The sequence below is a fragment of the Shigella sp. FJ200513 genome, from assembly GCF_040495915.1.
Taxonomy (GTDB): Bacteria; Pseudomonadota; Gammaproteobacteria; order Enterobacterales; family Enterobacteriaceae; genus ECMA0423.
In genome coordinates, this window is the sequence record NZ_JBDYCV010000011.1 from 29,319 (window position 1) to 49,260 (window position 19,942).

The 19,942-nt window shown below is 52.3% G+C and carries 13 protein-coding genes and 1 pseudogene; 9 read left to right on the top strand and 5 right to left on the bottom strand.

What is annotated here, in order from left to right:
• Positions 1-44 precede the first annotated feature (44 nt).
• Positions 45-596: a 1,6-anhydro-N-acetylmuramyl-L-alanine amidase AmpD gene (ampD, locus tag ABZJ92_RS04210; RefSeq protein ID WP_000923711.1), complete on the top strand. Its 552-nt coding sequence runs from the start codon at positions 45-47 to the stop codon at positions 594-596.
• Positions 593-1,447 (top strand): beta-lactamase regulator AmpE, encoded by an 855-nt coding sequence (gene ampE / locus ABZJ92_RS04215; protein WP_000172005.1) that lies wholly within the window; start codon positions 593-595, stop codon positions 1,445-1,447. The genes ampD and ampE overlap by 4 nt, the downstream gene beginning before the upstream one ends.
• Before the next feature lie 42 nt (positions 1,448-1,489).
• Here ampE and aroP read toward each other — a convergent pair whose 3' ends face one another.
• Complete coding sequence (aroP, locus tag ABZJ92_RS04220; RefSeq protein WP_000969912.1) at positions 1,490-2,863, bottom strand: aromatic amino acid transporter AroP; 1,374 nt, start codon at positions 2,861-2,863, stop codon at positions 1,490-1,492.
• 540 nt (positions 2,864-3,403) lie between these two features.
• Between aroP and pdhR the strand changes: the two genes are divergently transcribed.
• The 4 genes from pdhR (at position 3,404) to lpdA (ending at position 10,636) form a co-directional block, all read left to right on the top strand.
• Positions 3,404-4,168: a pyruvate dehydrogenase complex transcriptional repressor PdhR gene (gene pdhR / locus ABZJ92_RS04225; RefSeq protein WP_000331777.1), complete on the top strand. Its 765-nt coding sequence runs from the start codon at positions 3,404-3,406 to the stop codon at positions 4,166-4,168.
• A 160-nt stretch (positions 4,169-4,328) separates the two neighbouring features.
• Complete coding sequence (gene aceE, locus ABZJ92_RS04230) at positions 4,329-6,992, top strand: pyruvate dehydrogenase (acetyl-transferring), homodimeric type (protein ID WP_000003825.1); 2,664 nt, start codon at positions 4,329-4,331, stop codon at positions 6,990-6,992.
• A gap of 14 nt (positions 6,993-7,006) precedes the next feature.
• Positions 7,007-8,887 (top strand): pyruvate dehydrogenase complex dihydrolipoyllysine-residue acetyltransferase, encoded by a 1,881-nt coding sequence (gene aceF / locus ABZJ92_RS04235; protein WP_353765426.1) that lies wholly within the window; start codon positions 7,007-7,009, stop codon positions 8,885-8,887.
• A 324-nt stretch (positions 8,888-9,211) separates the two neighbouring features.
• The gene (gene lpdA / locus ABZJ92_RS04240; RefSeq protein ID WP_000102485.1) at positions 9,212-10,636 is read left to right on the top strand and encodes a dihydrolipoyl dehydrogenase; all 1,425 of its coding nucleotides are present in this window, start codon (positions 9,212-9,214) and stop codon (positions 10,634-10,636) included.
• 70 nt (positions 10,637-10,706) lie between these two features.
• Here the strand turns inward: lpdA and ABZJ92_RS04245 are convergent.
• Positions 10,707-12,560 (bottom strand): annotated as a pseudogene (locus ABZJ92_RS04245) (DUF3300 domain-containing protein).
• 354 nt (positions 12,561-12,914) lie between these two features.
• Between ABZJ92_RS04245 and acnB the strand changes: the two are divergent.
• Both acnB and yacL read left to right on the top strand, forming a co-directional pair.
• A complete protein-coding gene (acnB, locus tag ABZJ92_RS04250; RefSeq protein ID WP_011110534.1) occupies positions 12,915-15,512 on the top strand; it encodes a bifunctional aconitate hydratase 2/2-methylisocitrate dehydratase in 2,598 nt (865 codons plus the stop codon).
• A gap of 174 nt (positions 15,513-15,686) precedes the next feature.
• Complete coding sequence (gene yacL, locus ABZJ92_RS04255) at positions 15,687-16,049, top strand: protein YacL (RefSeq protein ID WP_005053505.1); 363 nt, start codon at positions 15,687-15,689, stop codon at positions 16,047-16,049.
• Between the two features lie 37 nt (positions 16,050-16,086).
• On the opposite strand, the gene speD is transcribed toward yacL, so the two are convergent.
• The 3 genes from speD to ABZJ92_RS04270 all read right to left on the bottom strand — a co-directional run bounded on the left by speD (position 16,087) and on the right by ABZJ92_RS04270 (position 18,216).
• Complete coding sequence (gene speD / locus ABZJ92_RS04260) at positions 16,087-16,881, bottom strand: adenosylmethionine decarboxylase (protein ID WP_000734287.1); 795 nt, start codon at positions 16,879-16,881, stop codon at positions 16,087-16,089.
• A gap of 15 nt (positions 16,882-16,896) precedes the next feature.
• Entirely contained in the window at positions 16,897-17,763 is an 867-nt protein-coding gene (gene speE / locus ABZJ92_RS04265) for a polyamine aminopropyltransferase (RefSeq protein ID WP_000818422.1), read from the bottom strand.
• 105 nt (positions 17,764-17,868) lie between these two features.
• A complete protein-coding gene (locus ABZJ92_RS04270) occupies positions 17,869-18,216 on the bottom strand; it encodes a YacC family pilotin-like protein (protein ID WP_005094211.1) in 348 nt (115 codons plus the stop codon).
• Between the two features lie 165 nt (positions 18,217-18,381).
• Between ABZJ92_RS04270 and cueO the strand changes: the two genes are divergently transcribed.
• On the top strand, positions 18,382-19,932 hold the full coding sequence (gene cueO / locus ABZJ92_RS04275) for a multicopper oxidase CueO (RefSeq protein ID WP_001189592.1): 1,551 nt from the start codon (positions 18,382-18,384) through the stop codon (positions 19,930-19,932).
• Positions 19,933-19,942 lie beyond the last annotated feature (10 nt).

Sequence of the window (19,942 nt, forward strand, 5' to 3'; positions counted from 1 at the left end):
CTACTCTGAACCGGGTATTAGCACCACATATAAGGAGATCCTGCATGTTGTTAGAACAGGGGTGGCTGGTTGGCGCGCGCCGCGTTCCCTCACCACATTACGATTGCCGCCTGGATGACGAAACACCCACCCTGCTGGTGGTGCACAATATTAGCCTGCCGCCAGGCGAGTTTGGCGGTCCGTGGATCGACGCATTATTCACTGGAACTATTGATCCGCAGGCACATCCTTTCTTTGCTGAGATCGCCCATTTGCGCGTCTCCGCTCACTGTTTGATTCGCCGTGATGGTGAAATAGTCCAGTATGTTCCTTTCGATAAACGTGCCTGGCATGCGGGAGTCTCTCAGTATCAGGGGCGTGAACGCTGCAATGATTTTTCTATTGGGATTGAGCTTGAAGGCACCGATACTCTGGCGTATACCGATGCGCAGTATCAACAGCTTGCGGCGGTTACGCGGGCACTGATAGATCGCTATCCCGATATCGCTAATAACATGACGGGCCATTGTGATATTGCGCCGGATCGGAAAACCGATCCCGGTCCTGCATTTGATTGGGCACGGTTTCGTGCGCTGGTCAGCAAGGAGACAACATGACGCTATTTACAACCTTACTGGTGTTAATTTTCGAGCGCCTGTTTAAGTTGGGCGAGCACTGGCAGCTTGATCATCGTCTTGAAGCGTTCTTTCGGCGGGTGAAACATTTTTCTCTCGGGCGCACGTTAGGCATGACCATTATTGCGATGGGTGTGACTTTTTTACTGTTACGCGCATTGCAGGGAGTATTGTTCAACGTTCCCACGCTGCTGGTGTGGCTGCTGATTGGTTTGCTGTGTATTGGCGCAGGTAAAGTTCGTCTTCATTATCATGCTTATCTGACAGCTGCTTCACGTAATGATAGCCATGCCCGTGCCACGATGGCTGGCGAACTCACCATGATTCACGGCGTCCCGGCAGGCTGCGACGAACGTGAGTATTTGCGTGAGCTGCAAAATGCATTGCTGTGGATTAACTTTCGTTTTTATCTTGCACCGCTGTTCTGGCTGATTGTGGGGGGAACCTGGGGACCCGTTACGCTGATGGGGTATGCGTTCTTGCGTGCATGGCAATACTGGCTGGCGCGATACCAGACGCCGCATCATCGTTTACAGTCCGGCATTGATGCAGTGCTTCATGTACTGGATTGGGTGCCGGTTCGTCTTGCGGGTGTGGTATATGCCTTGATCGGTCATGGTGAGAAAGCGTTACCGGCCTGGTTTGCTTCGCTGGGTGATTTCCATACTTCGCAATATCAGGTATTAACGCGTCTGGCGCAGTTCTCTCTGGCGCGTGAACCGCATGTCGATAAGGTGGAGACGCCGAAGGCAGCGGTTTCAATGGCGAAGAAAACCTCGTTCGTGGTCGTGGTGGTGATTGCGCTACTGACGATTTACGGGGCGTTGGTGTAGAGATTATTGCCCTCACCCTGTACGGGTGAGGGCGTAGAGAGATTAATGCGCTTTTACGGCTTTGGCGGTTTTCTCTTTAAACAGATAGCCGATACCTAACACGATCAGCCATACCGGGATCAGGTATACCGAAATCGCCATTCCTGGGGTCATCAGCATAATCACCAGTACCGCCGCCATAAACAGCAGGCAGATCCAGTTACCCAGCGGATAAAGCAGAGCAGGGAAGCGAGTTACCACGCCTTGTTCCTGCTTGGCGCGACGGAACTTCATATGCGCCAGACTGATCATCGCCCAGTTGATCACCAGTGCGGATACCACCAGTGCCATTAACAGGCCAAATGCGGATTCCGGAGCAAGATAGTTAATCAATACGCACAATGCTGTAACCAGCGCAGACACCAGAATGGTGTTAACCGGTACGCCGCGTTTATCGACAGACGCCAGCGCTTTTGGCGCGTTCCCCTGTTGTGCCAGACCAAACAGCATACGGCTGTTGCAATATACGCAGCTGTTGTACACGGAGAGCGCCGCAGTCAGTACCACGATGTTCAGCGCATTCGCCACAAAGGTATCGCCTAACTCGTGGAAGATCAGCACAAACGGACTGGTATCGGCGGTAACGCGGGTCCACGGCATCAGTGAGAGCAGAACGGCTAACGAACCAATATAGAAAATCAGGATGCGGTAGATAACCTGGTTAGTTGCTTTCGGGATACTTTGCTCCGGGTTATCAGCTTCTGCTGCGGTGATCCCCACCAGTTCCAGACCACCGAACGAGAACATGATAATCGCCATCATCATCACCAGTCCGGTGAAGCCGTGCGGCAGGAAACCACCTTGATCCCACAGGTTGCTAACGCTCGCCTGCGGGCCGCCGTTGCCACTGAACAGCAGCCAGCCGCCGAAGATGATCATCGCTACTACCGCAATAACTTTGATAATGGCAAACCAGAACTCCATCTCGCCAAACACTTTAACGTTGGTCAGGTTGATGGCGTTAATCACCACAAAGAATACGGCGGCAGAAACCCAGGTTGGGATTTCCGGATACCAGAACTGAATGTATTTACCCACGGCAGTCAGCTCTGCCATGGCAACTAAAACGTACAGTACCCAGTAGTTCCAGCCAGAGGCGAAACCGGCAAAACTGCCCCAGTATTTATAAGCAAAGTGGCTAAAGGAGCCTGCGACAGGTTCTTCGACCACCATTTCACCCAGCTGACGCATGATCAGAAAGGCGATAAAACCAGCAATGGCGTAACCCAGGATAATCCCTGGCCCTGCGGACTGTATTACGGAGGCGCTACCTAGGAATAGCCCTGTCCCTATCGCGCCACCCAGCGCGATAAGCTGAATATGGCGGTTTTTAAGGCCGCGCTTTAGCTGCTCGCCGTGCTGTTGACCTTCCATCATGAAACCTCGTGCGGTGATTGTTTTTTTGATCTACGCAGTGATGCGTGTGTAAGTTTGCAATTCCGTTTGTTGTATTGATTTGTTTACATCAAGGAGGTTTGAATTGTTACAAAAAGACTTCCGTCAGATCAAGAATAATGGTATGCGGCAGCGAATGCACCCGCTTTATGCATGGTTGAAGATGAGTTGCTTAAAAAGAAACCGTTTGTAAAGCTCAGCCTCAACCCCTCTCAATATGCAGAGTGAATTTAAATTCGTTTTTATTGACTTAAAAATCAAAAAATTGGTAAGTGAATCGGTTCAATTCGGATTTTTATAGTTTAATAATCGTTAAAAAATCCCTTTCCTACGTAAAGTCTACATTTGTGCATAGTTACAACTTTGAAACGTTATATATGTCAAGTTGTTAAAATGTGCACAGTTTCATGATTTCAATCAAAACCTGTATGGACATAAGGTGAATACTTTGTTACTTTAGCGTCACAGACATGAAATTGGTAAGACCAATTGACTTCGGCAAGTGGCTTAAGACAGGAACTCATGGCCTACAGCAAAATCCGCCAACCAAAACTCTCCGATGTGATTGAGCAGCAACTGGAGTTTTTGATCCTCGAAGGCACTCTCCGCCCGGGCGAAAAACTCCCACCGGAACGCGAACTGGCAAAACAGTTCGACGTCTCCCGTCCCTCCTTGCGTGAGGCGATTCAACGTCTCGAAGCGAAGGGCTTGTTGCTTCGTCGCCAGGGTGGCGGCACTTTTGTCCAGAGCAGCCTATGGCAAAGCTTCAGCGATCCGCTGGTGGAGCTGCTCTCCGACCATCCTGAATCACAGTATGACTTGCTCGAAACACGACACGCCCTGGAAGGTATCGCCGCTTATTACGCCGCGCTGCGTAGTACCGATGAAGACAAGGAACGCATCCGTGAACTCCACCACGCCATAGAGCTGGCGCAGCAGTCTGGCGATCTGGACGCGGAATCAAACGCCGTACTCCAGTATCAGATTGCCGTCACCGAAGCGGCCCACAATGTGGTTCTGCTTCATCTGCTAAGGTGTATGGAGCCGATGTTGGCCCAGAATGTCCGCCAGAACTTCGAATTGCTCTATTCGCGTCGCGAGATGCTGCCGCTGGTGAGTAGTCACCGCACCCGCATATTTGAAGCGATTATGGTCGGTAAGCCGGAAGAAGCGCGCGAAGCATCGCATCGCCATCTGGCCTTTATCGAAGAAATTTTGCTCGACAGAAGCCGTGAAGAGAGCCGCCGTGAGCGTTCTCTGCGTCGTCTGGAGCAACGAAAGAATTAGTGATTTTTCTGGTAAAAATTATCCAGAAGATGTTGTAAATCAAGCGCATATAAAAGCGCGGTAACTAAACGTAGAACCTGTCTTATTGAGCTTTCTGGCGAGAGTTCAATGGGACAGGTTCCAGAAAACTCAACGTTATTAGATAGATAAGGAATAACCCATGTCAGAACGTTTCCCAAATGACGTGGATCCGATCGAAACTCGCGACTGGCTCCAGGCGATCGAATCGGTCATCCGTGAAGAAGGTGTTGAGCGTGCTCAGTATCTGATCGACCAACTGCTTGCTGAAGCCCGCAAAGGCGGTGTAAACGTAGCCGCAGGCACAGGTATCAGCAACTACATCAACACCATCCCCGTTGAAGAACAACCGGAGTATCCGGGTAATCTGGAACTGGAACGCCGTATTCGTTCAGCTATCCGCTGGAACGCCATCATGACGGTGCTGCGTGCGTCGAAAAAAGACCTCGAACTGGGCGGCCACATGGCGTCCTTCCAGTCTTCCGCAACCATTTATGATGTGTGCTTTAACCACTTCTTCCGTGCACGCAACGAGCAGGATGGCGGCGACCTGGTTTACTTCCAGGGCCACATCTCCCCGGGCGTTTACGCCCGTGCTTTCCTGGAAGGTCGTCTGACTCAGGAGCAGCTGGATAACTTCCGTCAGGAAGTTCACGGCAATGGCCTCTCTTCCTATCCGCACCCGAAACTGATGCCGGAATTCTGGCAGTTCCCGACCGTATCTATGGGTCTGGGTCCGATTGGTGCTATTTACCAGGCTAAATTCCTGAAATATCTGGAACACCGTGGCCTGAAAGATACCTCTAAACAGACCGTTTACGCGTTCCTCGGCGACGGTGAAATGGACGAACCGGAATCCAAAGGTGCGATCACCATCGCTACCCGTGAAAAACTGGATAACCTGGTTTTCGTTATCAACTGTAACCTGCAGCGTCTTGACGGCCCGGTCACCGGTAACGGCAAGATCATCAACGAACTGGAAGGCATCTTCGAAGGTGCTGGCTGGAACGTGATCAAAGTGATGTGGGGTAGCCGTTGGGATGAACTGCTGCGTAAAGATACCAGCGGTAAACTGATCCAGCTGATGAACGAAACCGTTGACGGCGACTACCAGACCTTCAAATCGAAAGATGGTGCGTACGTTCGTGAACACTTCTTCGGTAAATATCCTGAAACCGCAGCACTGGTTGCAGACTGGACTGACGAGCAGATCTGGGCACTGAACCGTGGTGGTCACGATCCGAAGAAAATCTACGCTGCATTCAAGAAAGCGCAGGAAACCAAAGGCAAAGCGACAGTAATCCTTGCTCATACCATTAAAGGTTACGGCATGGGCGACGCGGCTGAAGGTAAAAACATCGCGCACCAGGTTAAGAAAATGAACATGGACGGCGTGCGTCACATCCGCGACCGTTTCAATGTGCCGGTGTCTGATGCAGATATCGAAAAACTGCCGTACATCACCTTCCCGGAAGGTTCTGAAGAGCATACCTATCTGCACGCTCAGCGTCAGAAACTGCACGGTTATCTGCCAAGCCGTCAGCCGAACTTCACCGAGAAGCTTGAGCTGCCGAGCCTGCAAGACTTCGGCGCGCTGCTGGAAGAGCAGAGCAAAGAGCTCTCTACCACTATCGCTTTCGTTCGTGCTCTGAACGTGATGCTGAAGAACAAGTCGATCAAAGATCGTCTGGTACCGATCATCGCCGACGAAGCGCGTACTTTCGGTATGGAAGGTCTGTTCCGTCAGATTGGTATTTACAGCCCGAACGGTCAGCAGTACACCCCGCAGGACCGCGAGCAGGTTGCTTACTATAAAGAAGACGAGAAAGGTCAGATTCTGCAGGAAGGGATCAACGAGCTGGGCGCAGGGTGTTCCTGGCTGGCAGCGGCGACCTCTTACAGCACGAACAATCTGCCGATGATCCCATTCTACATCTATTACTCGATGTTCGGCTTCCAGCGTATCGGCGATCTGTGCTGGGCGGCTGGAGACCAGCAAGCGCGTGGCTTCCTGATCGGCGGTACTTCCGGTCGTACCACCCTGAACGGTGAAGGTCTGCAGCACGAAGATGGTCACAGCCACATTCAGTCGCTGACTATCCCGAACTGTATCTCTTACGACCCGGCTTACGCTTACGAAGTTGCTGTCATTATGCATGACGGTCTGGAGCGTATGTACGGTGAAAAACAAGAGAACGTTTACTACTACATCACTACGCTGAACGAAAACTACCACATGCCGGCAATGCCGGAAGGTGCTGAGGAAGGTATCCGTAAAGGTATCTACAAACTCGAAACCATTGAAGGTAGCAAAGGTAAAGTTCAGCTGCTGGGCTCCGGTTCCATCCTGCGTCACGTCCGTGAAGCGGCAGAGATCCTGGCGAAAGATTACGGCGTAGGTTCTGACGTTTATAGCGTGACCTCCTTCACCGAGCTGGCGCGTGATGGTCAGGATTGTGAACGCTGGAACATGCTGCATCCGCTGGAAACTCCGCGCGTTCCGTATATCGCTCAGGTGATGAACGACGCGCCGGCAGTGGCATCTACCGACTATATGAAACTGTTCGCTGAGCAGGTCCGTACTTACGTACCGGCTGACGACTATCGCGTACTGGGTACTGATGGCTTCGGTCGTTCCGACAGCCGTGAGAACCTGCGTCACCACTTCGAAGTTGATGCTTCTTATGTCGTGGTTGCGGCGCTGGGCGAACTGGCTAAACGTGGCGAAATCGATAAGAAAGTGGTTGCTGACGCAATCGCCAAATTCAACATCGATGCAGATAAAGTTAACCCGCGTCTGGCGTAAGAGGTAAAAGAATAATGGCTATCGAAATCAAAGTACCGGACATCGGGGCTGATGAAGTTGAAATCACCGAGATCCTGGTCAAAGTGGGCGACAAAGTTGAAGCCGAACAGTCGCTGATCACCGTAGAAGGCGACAAAGCCTCTATGGAAGTTCCATCTCCGCAGGCGGGTATCGTTAAAGAGATCAAAGTCTCTGTTGGCGATAAAACCCAGACCGGCGCACTGATTATGATTTTCGATTCCGCCGACGGTGCAGCAGACGCTGCACCTGCTCAGGCAGAAGAGAAGAAAGAAGCAGCTCCGGCAGCAGCACCCGCGGCTGCGGCGGCAAAAGACGTTAACGTTCCGGATATCGGCAGCGACGAAGTTGAAGTGACCGAAATCCTGGTGAAAGTTGGCGATAAAGTTGAAGCTGAACAGTCGCTGATCACCGTAGAAGGCGACAAGGCTTCTATGGAAGTTCCGGCTCCGTTTGCAGGTACCGTGAAAGAGATCAAAGTGAACGTGGGTGACAAAGTGTCTACCGGCTCGCTGATTATGGTCTTCGAAGTCGCGGGTGAAGCAGGCGCGGCAGCTCCGGCGGCTAAACAGGAAGCGACTCCGGCAGCGACCCCTGCACCAGCAGCTGGCGTGAAAGAAGTTAACGTTCCGGATATCGGCGGTGACGAAGTTGAAGTGACCGAAGTGATGGTGAAAGTGGGCGACAAAGTTGCCGCTGAACAGTCACTGATTACCGTAGAAGGCGATAAAGCTTCTATGGAAGTTCCGGCTCCGTTTGCAGGCGTCGTGAAGGAACTGAAAGTCAACGTTGGCGATAAAGTGAAAACTGGTTCGCTGATTATGATCTTCGAAGTTGAAGGCGCAGCGCCTGCGGCAGCTCCTGCGAAACAGGAAGCGGCAGCGCCGGCTCCGGCAGCAAAAGCTGAAGCTCCGGCTGCGAAAGCGGAAGGCAAATCTGAATTTGCTGAAAACGACGCTTACGTTCACGCGACCCCGCTGATCCGCCGTCTGGCACGCGAGTTTGGCGTTAACCTGGCGAAAGTGAAGGGCACTGGCCGTAAAGGTCGTATCCTGCGCGAAGACGTTCAGGCTTACGTGAAAGAAGCTATCAAACGTGCAGAAGCAGCTCCGGCGGCGACTGGCGGTGGTATCCCTGGCATGCTGCCGTGGCCGAAGGTGGACTTCAGCAAGTTTGGCGAAATCGAAGAAGTGGAACTGGGCCGTATCCAGAAAATTTCTGGTGCTAACCTGAGCCGTAACTGGGTGATGATCCCGCATGTTACCCACTTCGACAAAACCGATATCACCGAGCTGGAAGCGTTCCGTAAACAGCAGAACGAAGAAGCGGCGAAACGTAAGCTGGATGTGAAGATCACCCCGGTTGTCTTCATCATGAAAGCCGTTGCTGCAGCTCTTGAGCAGATGCCTCGCTTCAATAGTTCGCTGTCGGAAGACGGTCAGCGTCTGACCCTGAAGAAATACATCAACATCGGTGTGGCGGTGGATACCCCGAACGGTCTGGTTGTTCCGGTATTCAAAGACGTCAACAAGAAAGGCATCATCGAGCTGTCTCGCGAGCTGATGACTATTTCTAAGAAAGCGCGTGACGGTAAGCTGACTGCGGGCGAAATGCAGGGCGGTTGCTTCACCATCTCCAGCATCGGCGGCCTGGGTACTACCCACTTCGCGCCGATTGTGAACGCGCCGGAAGTGGCTATCCTCGGCGTTTCCAAGTCCGCGATGGAGCCGGTGTGGAATGGTAAAGAGTTCGTGCCGCGTCTGATGCTGCCGATTTCTCTCTCCTTCGACCACCGCGTGATCGACGGTGCTGATAGTGCCCGTTTCATTACCATCATTAACAACACGCTGTCTGACATTCGCCGTCTGGTGATGTAAGTAAAAGAGCCGGCCCAACGGCCGGCTTTTTTCTGGTAATCTCATGAATGTATTGAGGTTATTAGCGAATAGACAAATCGGTTGCCGTTTGTTGTTTAAAAATTGTTAACAATTTTGTAAAATACCGACGGATAGAACGACCCGGTGGTGGTTAGGGTATTACTTCACATACCCTATGGATTTCTGGGTGCAGCAAGGTAGCAAGCGCCAGAATCCCCAGGAGCTTACATAAGTAAGTGACTGGGGTGAGGGCGTGAAGCTAACGCCGCTGCGGCCTGAAAGACGACGGGTATGACCGCCGGAGATAAATATATAGAGGTCATGATGAGTACTGAAATCAAAACTCAGGTCGTGGTACTTGGGGCAGGCCCCGCAGGTTACTCCGCTGCCTTCCGTTGCGCTGATTTAGGTCTGGAAACCGTAATCGTAGAACGTTACAACACCCTTGGCGGTGTTTGCCTGAACGTCGGCTGTATCCCTTCTAAAGCACTGCTGCACGTAGCAAAAGTTATCGAAGAAGCCAAAGCGCTGGCTGAACACGGTATCGTCTTCGGCGAACCGAAAACCGATATTGACAAGATTCGTACCTGGAAAGAGAAAGTGATCAATCAGCTGACCGGTGGTCTGGCTGGTATGGCGAAAGGCCGCAAAGTCAAAGTGGTCAACGGTCTGGGTAAATTCACCGGGGCTAACACCCTGGAAGTTGAAGGTGAGAACGGCAAAACCGTGATCAACTTCGACAATGCGATCATTGCAGCGGGTTCTCGCCCGATCCAACTGCCGTTTATTCCGCATGAAGATCCGCGTATCTGGGACTCCACTGACGCGCTGGAACTGAAAGAAGTACCAGAACGCCTGCTGGTAATGGGTGGCGGTATCATCGGTCTGGAAATGGGCACCGTTTACCACGCGCTGGGTTCACAGATTGACGTGGTTGAAATGTTCGACCAGGTTATCCCGGCAGCTGACAAAGACATCGTTAAAGTCTTCACCAAGCGTATCAGCAAGAAATTCAACCTGATGCTGGAAACCAAAGTTACCGCCGTTGAAGCGAAAGAAGACGGTATTTATGTGACGATGGAAGGCAAAAAAGCACCAGCTGAACCGCAGCGTTACGACGCCGTGCTGGTAGCGATTGGTCGTGTGCCGAACGGTAAAAACCTCGACGCAGGCAAAGCTGGCGTGGAAGTTGACGACCGTGGTTTCATCCGCGTTGACAAACAGCTGCGTACCAACGTACCGCACATCTTTGCTATCGGCGATATCGTCGGTCAGCCGATGCTGGCACACAAAGGTGTTCACGAAGGTCACGTTGCCGCTGAAGTTATCGCCGGTAAGAAACACTACTTCGATCCGAAAGTTATCCCGTCCATCGCCTATACCGAACCAGAAGTTGCATGGGTAGGTCTGACTGAGAAAGAAGCGAAAGAGAAAGGCATCAGCTATGAAACCGCCACCTTCCCGTGGGCTGCTTCTGGTCGTGCTATCGCTTCTGACTGCGCAGACGGTATGACCAAGCTGATTTTCGACAAAGAATCTCACCGTGTGATCGGTGGTGCGATTGTTGGTACCAACGGCGGCGAGCTGCTGGGTGAAATCGGCCTGGCAATCGAAATGGGTTGTGATGCTGAAGACATCGCACTGACCATCCACGCGCACCCGACTCTGCACGAGTCTGTGGGCCTGGCGGCAGAAGTGTTCGAAGGTAGCATTACCGACCTGCCGAACCCGAAAGCGAAGAAGAAGTAATTTTTCGTTTGCCGGAACATCCGGCAATTAAAAAAGCGGCTAACCACGCCGCTTTTTTTACGTCTGCAATTTACCTTTCCAGTCTTCTTGCTCCACGTTCAGAGAGACGTTCGCGTACTGCTGACCGTTGCTCGTTATTCAGCCTGACAGTATGGTTACTGTCGTTTAGACGTTGTGGGCGGCTCTCCTGAACTTTCTCCCGAAAAACCTGACGTTGTTCAGGTGATGCCGATTGTATACGCTGGCGGGCGTTATCACGTTGCTGTTGGTTCAGTGGGCGCTGCTGTACTTTTTCCTTAAACACCTGGCGCTGTTCGGGAGTTGCAGACTGAATACGCTCACGCGCTGCCTCTCTTCGCTGCTGGTTCTGCGGGTTAGTCTGCATTTTCTCGCGAACCGCCTGGCGCTGCTCAGGCGAGGCGGACTGAATACGCTGGCGCGCCGCCTCCCTTCGCTGCTGGATCTGCGGGTTAGTCTGCATTTTCTCGCGGACTGCCTGGCGCTGCTCAGGAGAGGCCGACTGATAACGCTGACGAGCGGCGTCCTTTTGCTGCTGGGTCAGTGGTTGGCGACGGCTGAAGTCGCGGAAGTCGTCATAGCTCCCATAGTGTTCAGCTTCATTAAACCGCTGTGCCGCTGCCTGACGTTGGGTATCTCGTGTAATGACGGGGGCGGCGTGTGTTCGTTGCTGAAACTGACTTGCTGCCGCCTGACGCTGGCTGTCGCGTGTTGGAGCAGGTAGCTGCGTGGCACTCATTCCGCCGTTGACATCGGTTTGATGAAACCGCTTTGCCATATCCTGATCATGATAGGGCACACCATTACGGTAGTTTGGATTGTGCCGCCATGCCATATTCTTATCAGTAAGATGCTCACCGGTGATACGGTTGAAATTGTTGACGTCGATATTGATGTTGTCGCCGTTGTGTTGCCAGCCATTACTGTCACGATGACCGCCATCGTGGTGATGATAATCATCATCGTCATGATGATGATGGTCATGATCGTCGTCATCTCAGTCGATGCTGCTGAATAGTGCGTACGTGGTAGCAACGCCCATGCTATAGCCGAATCCGCGCACAAAGCTGTCAACAAACGGTTCTCCGGCTGGTGGTGGCAGATAAACCGGCGGATACGCAGTATTGGCCCAGTTCCCGTAAACCACGGTTGGGTTGTAGTTGGGAATATAGACCACATCAGGATTGGCGGGCTCAATGGAAATGACGGTTGTTGCCGGCTCTGTAATGACGGGGTTGGCAGTTAAAACGGTATTGGATGGTATGACGGGTGCCGTGACTGTCTGTTTTACCGGTACAGCTTTCTTCGTTGTGGTAATAACTTTCTGTTCGGTTGATGACTTCAGCGAGCCGGTTTGTTGCGCCAGTTGCCGCAATCGCTGTACCGAGTCCATCACGTCCTGCGGCTGCGCCAGAAAAGCATCGCCCAGGTTTTGCACCCATTGCGGGTTTTCGCCCATCAATGCCATCAATTGTGGAAAGGCCACCAGTGATTTAACGCTGGCGTCCCACGGCTGGTCAGATACCGCCTGAATAGCAGCATCGCCTTGTTTAAGTGGATTATCGTGCGACCATTGCACTGCTTGAGCAACGTTTGTCGGATAGGTTGATGCCATCAGCACCTGCGAAAGTAGGGCGTCGGGATACAGCGCGACGGGTGCGACCCATTGATCTATTTGTGCAGTGCTGAATGCGGATTTGACGACTGCGGGTATTACGGGAGGTGCGGAAACCGTTGCAGGAAGCGTAACAGCGGCAGCGTCAGACACAGCCAGTTGTGTCGATTGCGGTTCTACAGGCGCTTCCACTGTGCGGCTTTTTATATATAGCCCGGCAGAGGCAGCACAAAGCCCGGCACTGCAAATTAGCGCCAGCACATGGGGTTTAAACGGCAAAGTCATTTTCATAATTCGGATCTCAAGGAAATCGCAATGGTCGGCGAACTGCCACCCGCAGGTGCTGTGAATCCGAGTATAAAGAGGCGGTAGTTTAAATTTTGACTAATCTTGGGATTCGTTGAGAAAGGTGATTATCACCATGCGAATTAACGAAGTTTTTACGGAGGGAAACAATCTCTAGACCATCCTTAACGATTCAGCCACTTTTTTATGTTGCTTTTTTGTAAACAGATTAACACGTCGTCAAAATCCTGCTATTCTGCCCGTTGCGGTACTGGGCATTTACCCTACAAACTGCTGTCTCACAGGAGCGTGAAGAGAATCGCCTGCCGCACTATGACAATGAGAGCGAGGAGAACCGTCGTGCTAGAAGAATACCGTAAGCACGTAGCTGAGCGTGCCGCTGAGGGGATTGCGCCCAAACCCCTGGATGCAAACCAAATGGCCGCGCTTGTAGAGCTGCTGAAAAACCCGCCCGCGGGCGAAGAAGAATTCCTGTTAGATCTGTTAACCAACCGTGTTCCCCCAGGCGTCGATGAAGCCGCCTATGTAAAAGCAGGCTTCCTGGCTGCTATCGCTAAAGGCGAAGCTAAATCCCCTCTGCTGACTCCGGAAAAAGCTATCGAACTGCTGGGCACCATGCAGGGTGGTTACAACATTCATCCGCTGATCGACGCGCTGGATGATGCCAAACTGGCACCTATTGCTGCCAAAGCACTTTCTCACACGCTGCTGATGTTCGATAACTTCTATGACGTAGAAGAGAAAGCGAAAGCAGGCAACGAATATGCGAAGCAGGTAATGCAGTCCTGGGCGGATGCCGAATGGTTCCTGAATCGCCCGGCGCTGGCTGAAAAACTGACCGTTACCGTCTTTAAAGTCACTGGCGAAACCAACACCGATGACCTTTCTCCGGCACCGGATGCGTGGTCACGCCCGGATATCCCACTGCACGCGCTGGCGATGCTGAAAAACGCCCGTGAAGGTATTGAGCCAGACCAGCCAGGTGTTGTTGGCCCGATCAAACAGATTGAAGCTCTGCAACAGAAAGGTTTCCCGCTGGCGTACGTCGGTGACGTTGTGGGTACGGGTTCATCGCGTAAATCCGCCACGAACTCCGTTCTGTGGTTTATGGGCGATGATATTCCACATGTGCCGAACAAACGCGGCGGTGGTTTGTGCCTCGGCGGTAAAATTGCACCCATCTTCTTTAACACGATGGAAGACGCGGGTGCACTGCCAATCGAAGTCAACGTCTCTAACCTGAACATGGGCGACGTGATTGACGTTTACCCGTACAAAGGTGAAGTGCGTAACCACGAAACAGGCGAACTGCTGGCGACCTTCGAACTGAAAACCGACGTGCTGATTGATGAAGTGCGTGCTGGCGGCCGTATTCCGCTGATTATCGGGCGTGGCCTGACCACCAAAGCGCGTGAAGCACTTGGTCTGCCGCACAGTGATGTGTTCCGTCAGGCGAAAGATGTCGCTGAGAGCGATCGCGGCTTCTCGCTGGCGCAGAAAATGGTAGGCCGTGCCTGTGGCGTGAAAGGCATTCGTCCGGGCGCGTACTGCGAACCGAAAATGACTTCTGTAGGCTCTCAGGACACCACCGGCCCGATGACCCGTGATGAACTGAAAGACCTGGCGTGCCTGGGCTTCTCGGCTGACCTGGTGATGCAGTCTTTCTGCCACACCGCGGCGTATCCGAAGCCAGTTGACGTGAACACGCACCACACGCTGCCGGACTTCATTATGAACCGTGGCGGTGTGTCGCTGCGTCCGGGTGACGGCGTCATTCACTCCTGGCTGAACCGTATGCTGCTGCCGGATACCGTCGGTACCGGTGGTGACTCCCATACCCGTTTCCCGATCGGTATCTCTTTCCCGGCGGGTTCTGGTCTGGTGGCGTTTGCTGCCGCAACTGGCGTAATGCCGCTGGATATGCCGGAATCCGTTCTGGTGCGCTTCAAAGGCAAAATGCAGCCGGGCATCACCCTGCGCGATCTGGTACACGCCATTCCGCTGTATGCGATCAAACAAGGTCTGCTGACCGTTGAGAAGAAAGGCAAGAAAAACATCTTCTCTGGTCGCATTCTGGAAATTGAAGGTCTGCCGGATCTGAAAGTTGAGCAGGCCTTTGAGCTAACCGATGCGTCCGCCGAGCGTTCTGCCGCTGGTTGTACTATCAAGCTGAACAAAGAACCGATCATCGAATACCTGAGCTCCAACATCGTCCTGCTGAAGTGGATGATCGCGGAAGGTTACGGCGATCGTCGTACCCTGGAACGCCGTATTCAGGGCATGGAAAAATGGCTGGCGAATCCTGAGCTGCTGGAAGCCGATGCAGATGCGGAATACGCGGCAGTGATCGACATCGATCTGGCGGAGATTAAAGAGCCAATCCTGTGTGCTCCGAACGATCCGGATGACGCACGTCCGCTGTCTGCGGTACAGGGCGAGAAGATCGACGAAGTATTTATCGGTTCTTGCATGACTAACATCGGTCACTTCCGTGCCGCTGGTAAACTGCTGGATGCGCACAAAGGTCAGTTGCCGACCCGCCTGTGGGTGGCACCGCCAACCCGTATGGACGCCGCGCAACTGACGGAAGAAGGCTACTACAGCGTCTTCGGTAAGAGCGGGGCTCGTATCGAGATCCCGGGCTGTTCCCTGTGTATGGGTAACCAGGCGCGTGTAGCAGACGGTGCGACGGTGGTTTCCACCTCTACCCGTAACTTCCCGAACCGTTTGGGTACTGGCGCGAATGTCTTCCTGGCTTCTGCAGAACTGGCGGCTGTTGCGGCGCTGATTGGCAAACTGCCGACGCCGGAAGAGTACCAGACCTACGTTGCGCAAGTAGATAAAACTGCCGTTGATACTTATCGTTATCTGAACTTCAACCAGCTTTCTCAGTACACCGAAAAAGCCGATGGGGTGATTTTCCAGACTGCGGTGTAATAAGTAAGCGCACGCGCTGCGCATAAACGACACAATGCCCGGTGAATGAGATTCCCGGGCATTTTTTATTTCTAAACTATCGCCGTTCCGCTGTTTTTCTCCGGTAAGGCTGCGATAATTACATCAATGGCGCGATGCGATTTCGGCGCATTGCCGGGAGCAGAGGAACACACTATGGATTACGAATTTCTGCGCGATATTACCGGAGTGGTAAAGGTGCGTATGTCCATGGGGCATGAAGTGGTCGGGCACTGGTTTAATGAAGAGGTGAAAGAAAACCTGGCCTTGCTTGATGAAGTGGAACAAGCAGCGCACGCACTGAAAGGTAGCGAACGGTCCTGGCAACGGGCAGGGCATGAATACACCCTGTGGATGGACGCTGAAGAGGTGATGGTTCGCGCCAATCAACTGGAATTCGCTGGCGATGAAATGGAAGAGGGGATGAACTACTACGACGAAGAAAGCCTGTCGCTATGCGGCGTTGAGGATTTTCTGCAGGTCGTGGCGGCTTACCGCAATTTCGTGCAGCAGAAGTAAATAAATCTGGCGGAGCCTGGGAGCTCCGCCAGAGCCGTTAAACAGCTGGCATATTGCGCCCGTAATAAATCTCGCGCATTTCTTTCCACAGCGCAGCGGTAATTTCCTGGCGCTCGCTGTCGGTTAAATCTTCCGGTTTGGTGTGGAACATGTAGTGCTTAAGGTCGAACTCTTTAAGCAACATCTTGGTATGGAAGATATTTTCCTGATAGACGTTTACATCCACCATGTCATACAGCGCCTTCATATCGTCAGACATAAAGTTCTGAATCGAATTAATCTCATGGTCGATAAAGTGCTTCATACCGTTAATGTCGCGAGTAAAACCGCGCACGCGATAATCAATGGTTACGATATCGGACTCAAGCTGGTGGATCAGGTAATTCAGCGCCTTCAGCGGAGAAATCACGCCGCAGGTAGAGACTTCAATATCGGCGCGGAAGGTACATAAACCGCCTTCAGGATGACTTTCCGGGTAGGTATGTACGCAAATATGACTTTTATCGAGATGAGCAACCACCGTTTCTGGCAGTGGGCCGGGGTGTTCTGTTTTGTCGATGAGTTTCGGGTCAACCGGTTCTTCACTCACCAGAATAGTGACGCTGGCACCCTGTGGTTCGTAATCCTGGCGGGCGATGTTAAGAATATTGGCCCCGATAATGGAACAGGTTTCTGACAGGATTTCGGTCAGACGGTTGGCATTATAGAGTTCATCGATATAAGCAATATAACCGTCGCGCTCTTCGGCAGTTTTGGCGTAGCAGATATCGTAAATACAAAAACTCAGACTTTTGGTCAGATTATTAAAGCCATGCAGTTTCAGTTTTTTCAATTTCTTATCTTCTCCTTAGGACGGCTGTGAAGCCAGTGCGTCTTGCAGATACTGAGGTAAGGCAAAAGCTGCCGTATGGATTGCCGGATTGTAATAACGGCATTTCAGGCCAGAAGCGAGAAAACGCGCCTGAATAATTTCGGTTGAGAGATGGCGTAAGGCGTCGTTATCTGTCGCCCATGCAAAAGTCATGATACCGCCGTAATAGGTCGGGATCGCCGCCTGATAAAAGCCAACGTCGCTGAAGTAATGGCTGAGTTTGCGATGGCTGTCGATGGCTTCTTCCTGCTGTAAAAAGCAGACGCCGTTTTGTGCGACGAAGATACCGCCAGGATTCAGGCAACGTTTGCAGCCTTCATAAAATGCTGAGGTGAACAGGCTTTCGCCGGGACCGATAGGATCGGTGCAGTCGGAGATAATGACATCAAAGGTCTGGCTGGTTTGATTAACGAAATTGACGCCATCGTCGATCACTAGTTGAAAGCGCGGATCGTCGTAGCTACCGGCGTTATGGTTGGGCAGATACTGACGGCAGAACGACACGACACCCGCATCGATTTCCACCATCGTGATTGACTCAACGTTTTTATGTCGGGTTACTTCACGCAGCATGGCACCGTCGCCGCCGCCGATAATCAGCACATGTTTCGCGTGACCGTGGGCCAGTAGCGGAACATGGGTCATCATCTCATGATAGATAAACTCGTCGCGCTCGGTGGTTTGTACTACGCCATCCAGCGCCATTACGCGACCAAATGCAGCGTTCTCAAAAATGATCAGATCCTGGTGATCGGTCTTTTCATGATACAGAACGTTATCTACCGCAAAGTACTGCCCAAACTGGTCGTGTAGCGTTTCATGCCACTGTTTTTTTTCGGCCATGGGTTGATACCTCCTTTGTTAACACCCGTAAAAAAAGGGCGCAACATAATAGCTAACATTGACCGCGGATGCACGGTCAATATTTCTACAAAAAGGTATCAGGGATTATTTGACGTAGGCAAGCAGGCTTAAGGAATCGCGGGCCAGGGCTTTGCATTTTTTAGCGACGGGAATGCCAATGCCGCTGAGATCGCGGTAGCTGTCTTCACCGAGAGCTTTCATGTCGAAGGTGTCGTAATTACTGAGATCCCACTGGTTTTGCTGGGCGAAAAAGACCAGTGCGCGACGAATTTGCCCGTTAGATAAGTTCTGGTAACCACAATCGTTCTTCAGAAAGACAAAAACTGCCGTTAAATCGGCCATATCTTCGGCTTCAGACTCGCTGAGCGCGTAACTGTTTGCGCAAACGGCGATCAGGCTGCCGAATAACACTGTTCTGAAAAACGTCTTCATTGCTTCTACCAGGGGCTTAAAGAAGATAAACGTTAGCACACTGCGAGCGAGGCGACGACCATTATTGTCGATTAAATTGTGTCTGCGGCTTGACCTTCCCGTAAGGGGAAGGACTATGCTCAACGTTTGATTTTGTTTCGCCTGCTTAAGAATAAGGAAATAACTATGCAACGTCGTGATTTCTTGAAATATTCCGTCGCACTGGGTGTGGCTTCAGCCTTGCCACTGTGGAGCCGTGCAGTCTTTGCGGCGGAACGCCCAACGTTACCGATCCCTGATTTGCTCACGACCGATGCCCGTAATCGCATTCAGTTAACTATTGGCGCAGGTCAGTCCACCTTTGGCGAGAAAACTGCAACTACCTGGGGCTATAACGGCAATCTGCTGGGGCCGGCGGTGAAATTACAGCGCGGCAAAGCGGTAACGGTTGATATCTACAACCAACTGGCGGAAGAGACGACGTTGCACTGGCACGGGCTGGAAGTACCGGGTGACGTCGACGGCGGCCCACAGGGAATTATTCCGCCAGGTGGCAAGCGCTCGGTGACGTTGAACGTTGATCAACCTGCCGCTACCTGCTGGTTCCATCCACATCAACATGGCAAGACCGGGCGACAGGTGGCGATGGGGCTGGCTGGTCTGGTGGTGATTGAAGATGACGAGATCCTGAAATTAATGCTGCCAAAACAGTGGGGTATCGATGATGTTCCGGTGATCGTTCAGGATAAGAAATTTAGCGCCGACGGGCAGATTGATTATCAACTGGATGTGATGACCGCCGCCGTGGGCTGGTTTGGCGATACGCTGCTGACCAACGGTGCAATCTACCCACAACACGCTGCCCCGCGTGGTTGGCTGCGCCTGCGTTTGCTCAATGGCTGTAATGCCCGCTCGCTCAATTTCGCCACCAGCGACAATCGCCCGCTGTATGTGATTGCCAGCGACGGTGGTCTGCTACCTGAACCGGTGAAGGTGAGCGAGCTGCCGGTGCTGATGGGCGAGCGTTTTGAAGTGCTGGTGGAGGTTAACGACAACAAACCCTTTGACCTGGTGACGCTGCCGGTCAGCCAGATGGGGATGGCGATTGCACCGTTTGACAAGCCGCATCCGGTAATGCGGATTCAGCCGATTGCTATTAGTGCCTCCGGTGCTTTGCCTGACACATTAAGTAGCCTGCCTGCGTTACCTTCGCTGGAAGGGCTGACGGTACGCAAGCTGCAACTTTCTATGGACCCGATGCTCGATATGATGGGGATGCAGATGCTAATGGAGAAATATGGCGATCAGGCGATGGCCGGAATGGATCACAGCCAGATGATGGGCCATATGGGGCACGGCAATATGAATCATATGAACCACGGCGGGAAGTTCGATTTCCACCATGCCAATAAAATCAACGGTCAGGCGTTTGATATGAATAAGCCGATGTTTGCGGCGGCGAAAGGGCAGTACGAACGTTGGGTTATCTCTGGCGTGGGCGACATGATGCTGCATCCGTTCCATATTCACGGCACGCAGTTCCGTATCTTGTCAGAAAATGGCAAACCGCCAGCGGCTCATCGCGCGGGCTGGAAAGATACCGTTAAGGTAGAAGGCAATGTCAGTGAAGTGCTGGTGAAGTTTAATCACAACGCACCGAAAGAACATGCTTATATGGCGCACTGCCATCTGCTGGAGCATGAAGATACGGGGATGATGTTAGGGTTTACGGTATAAAAAGACCGTA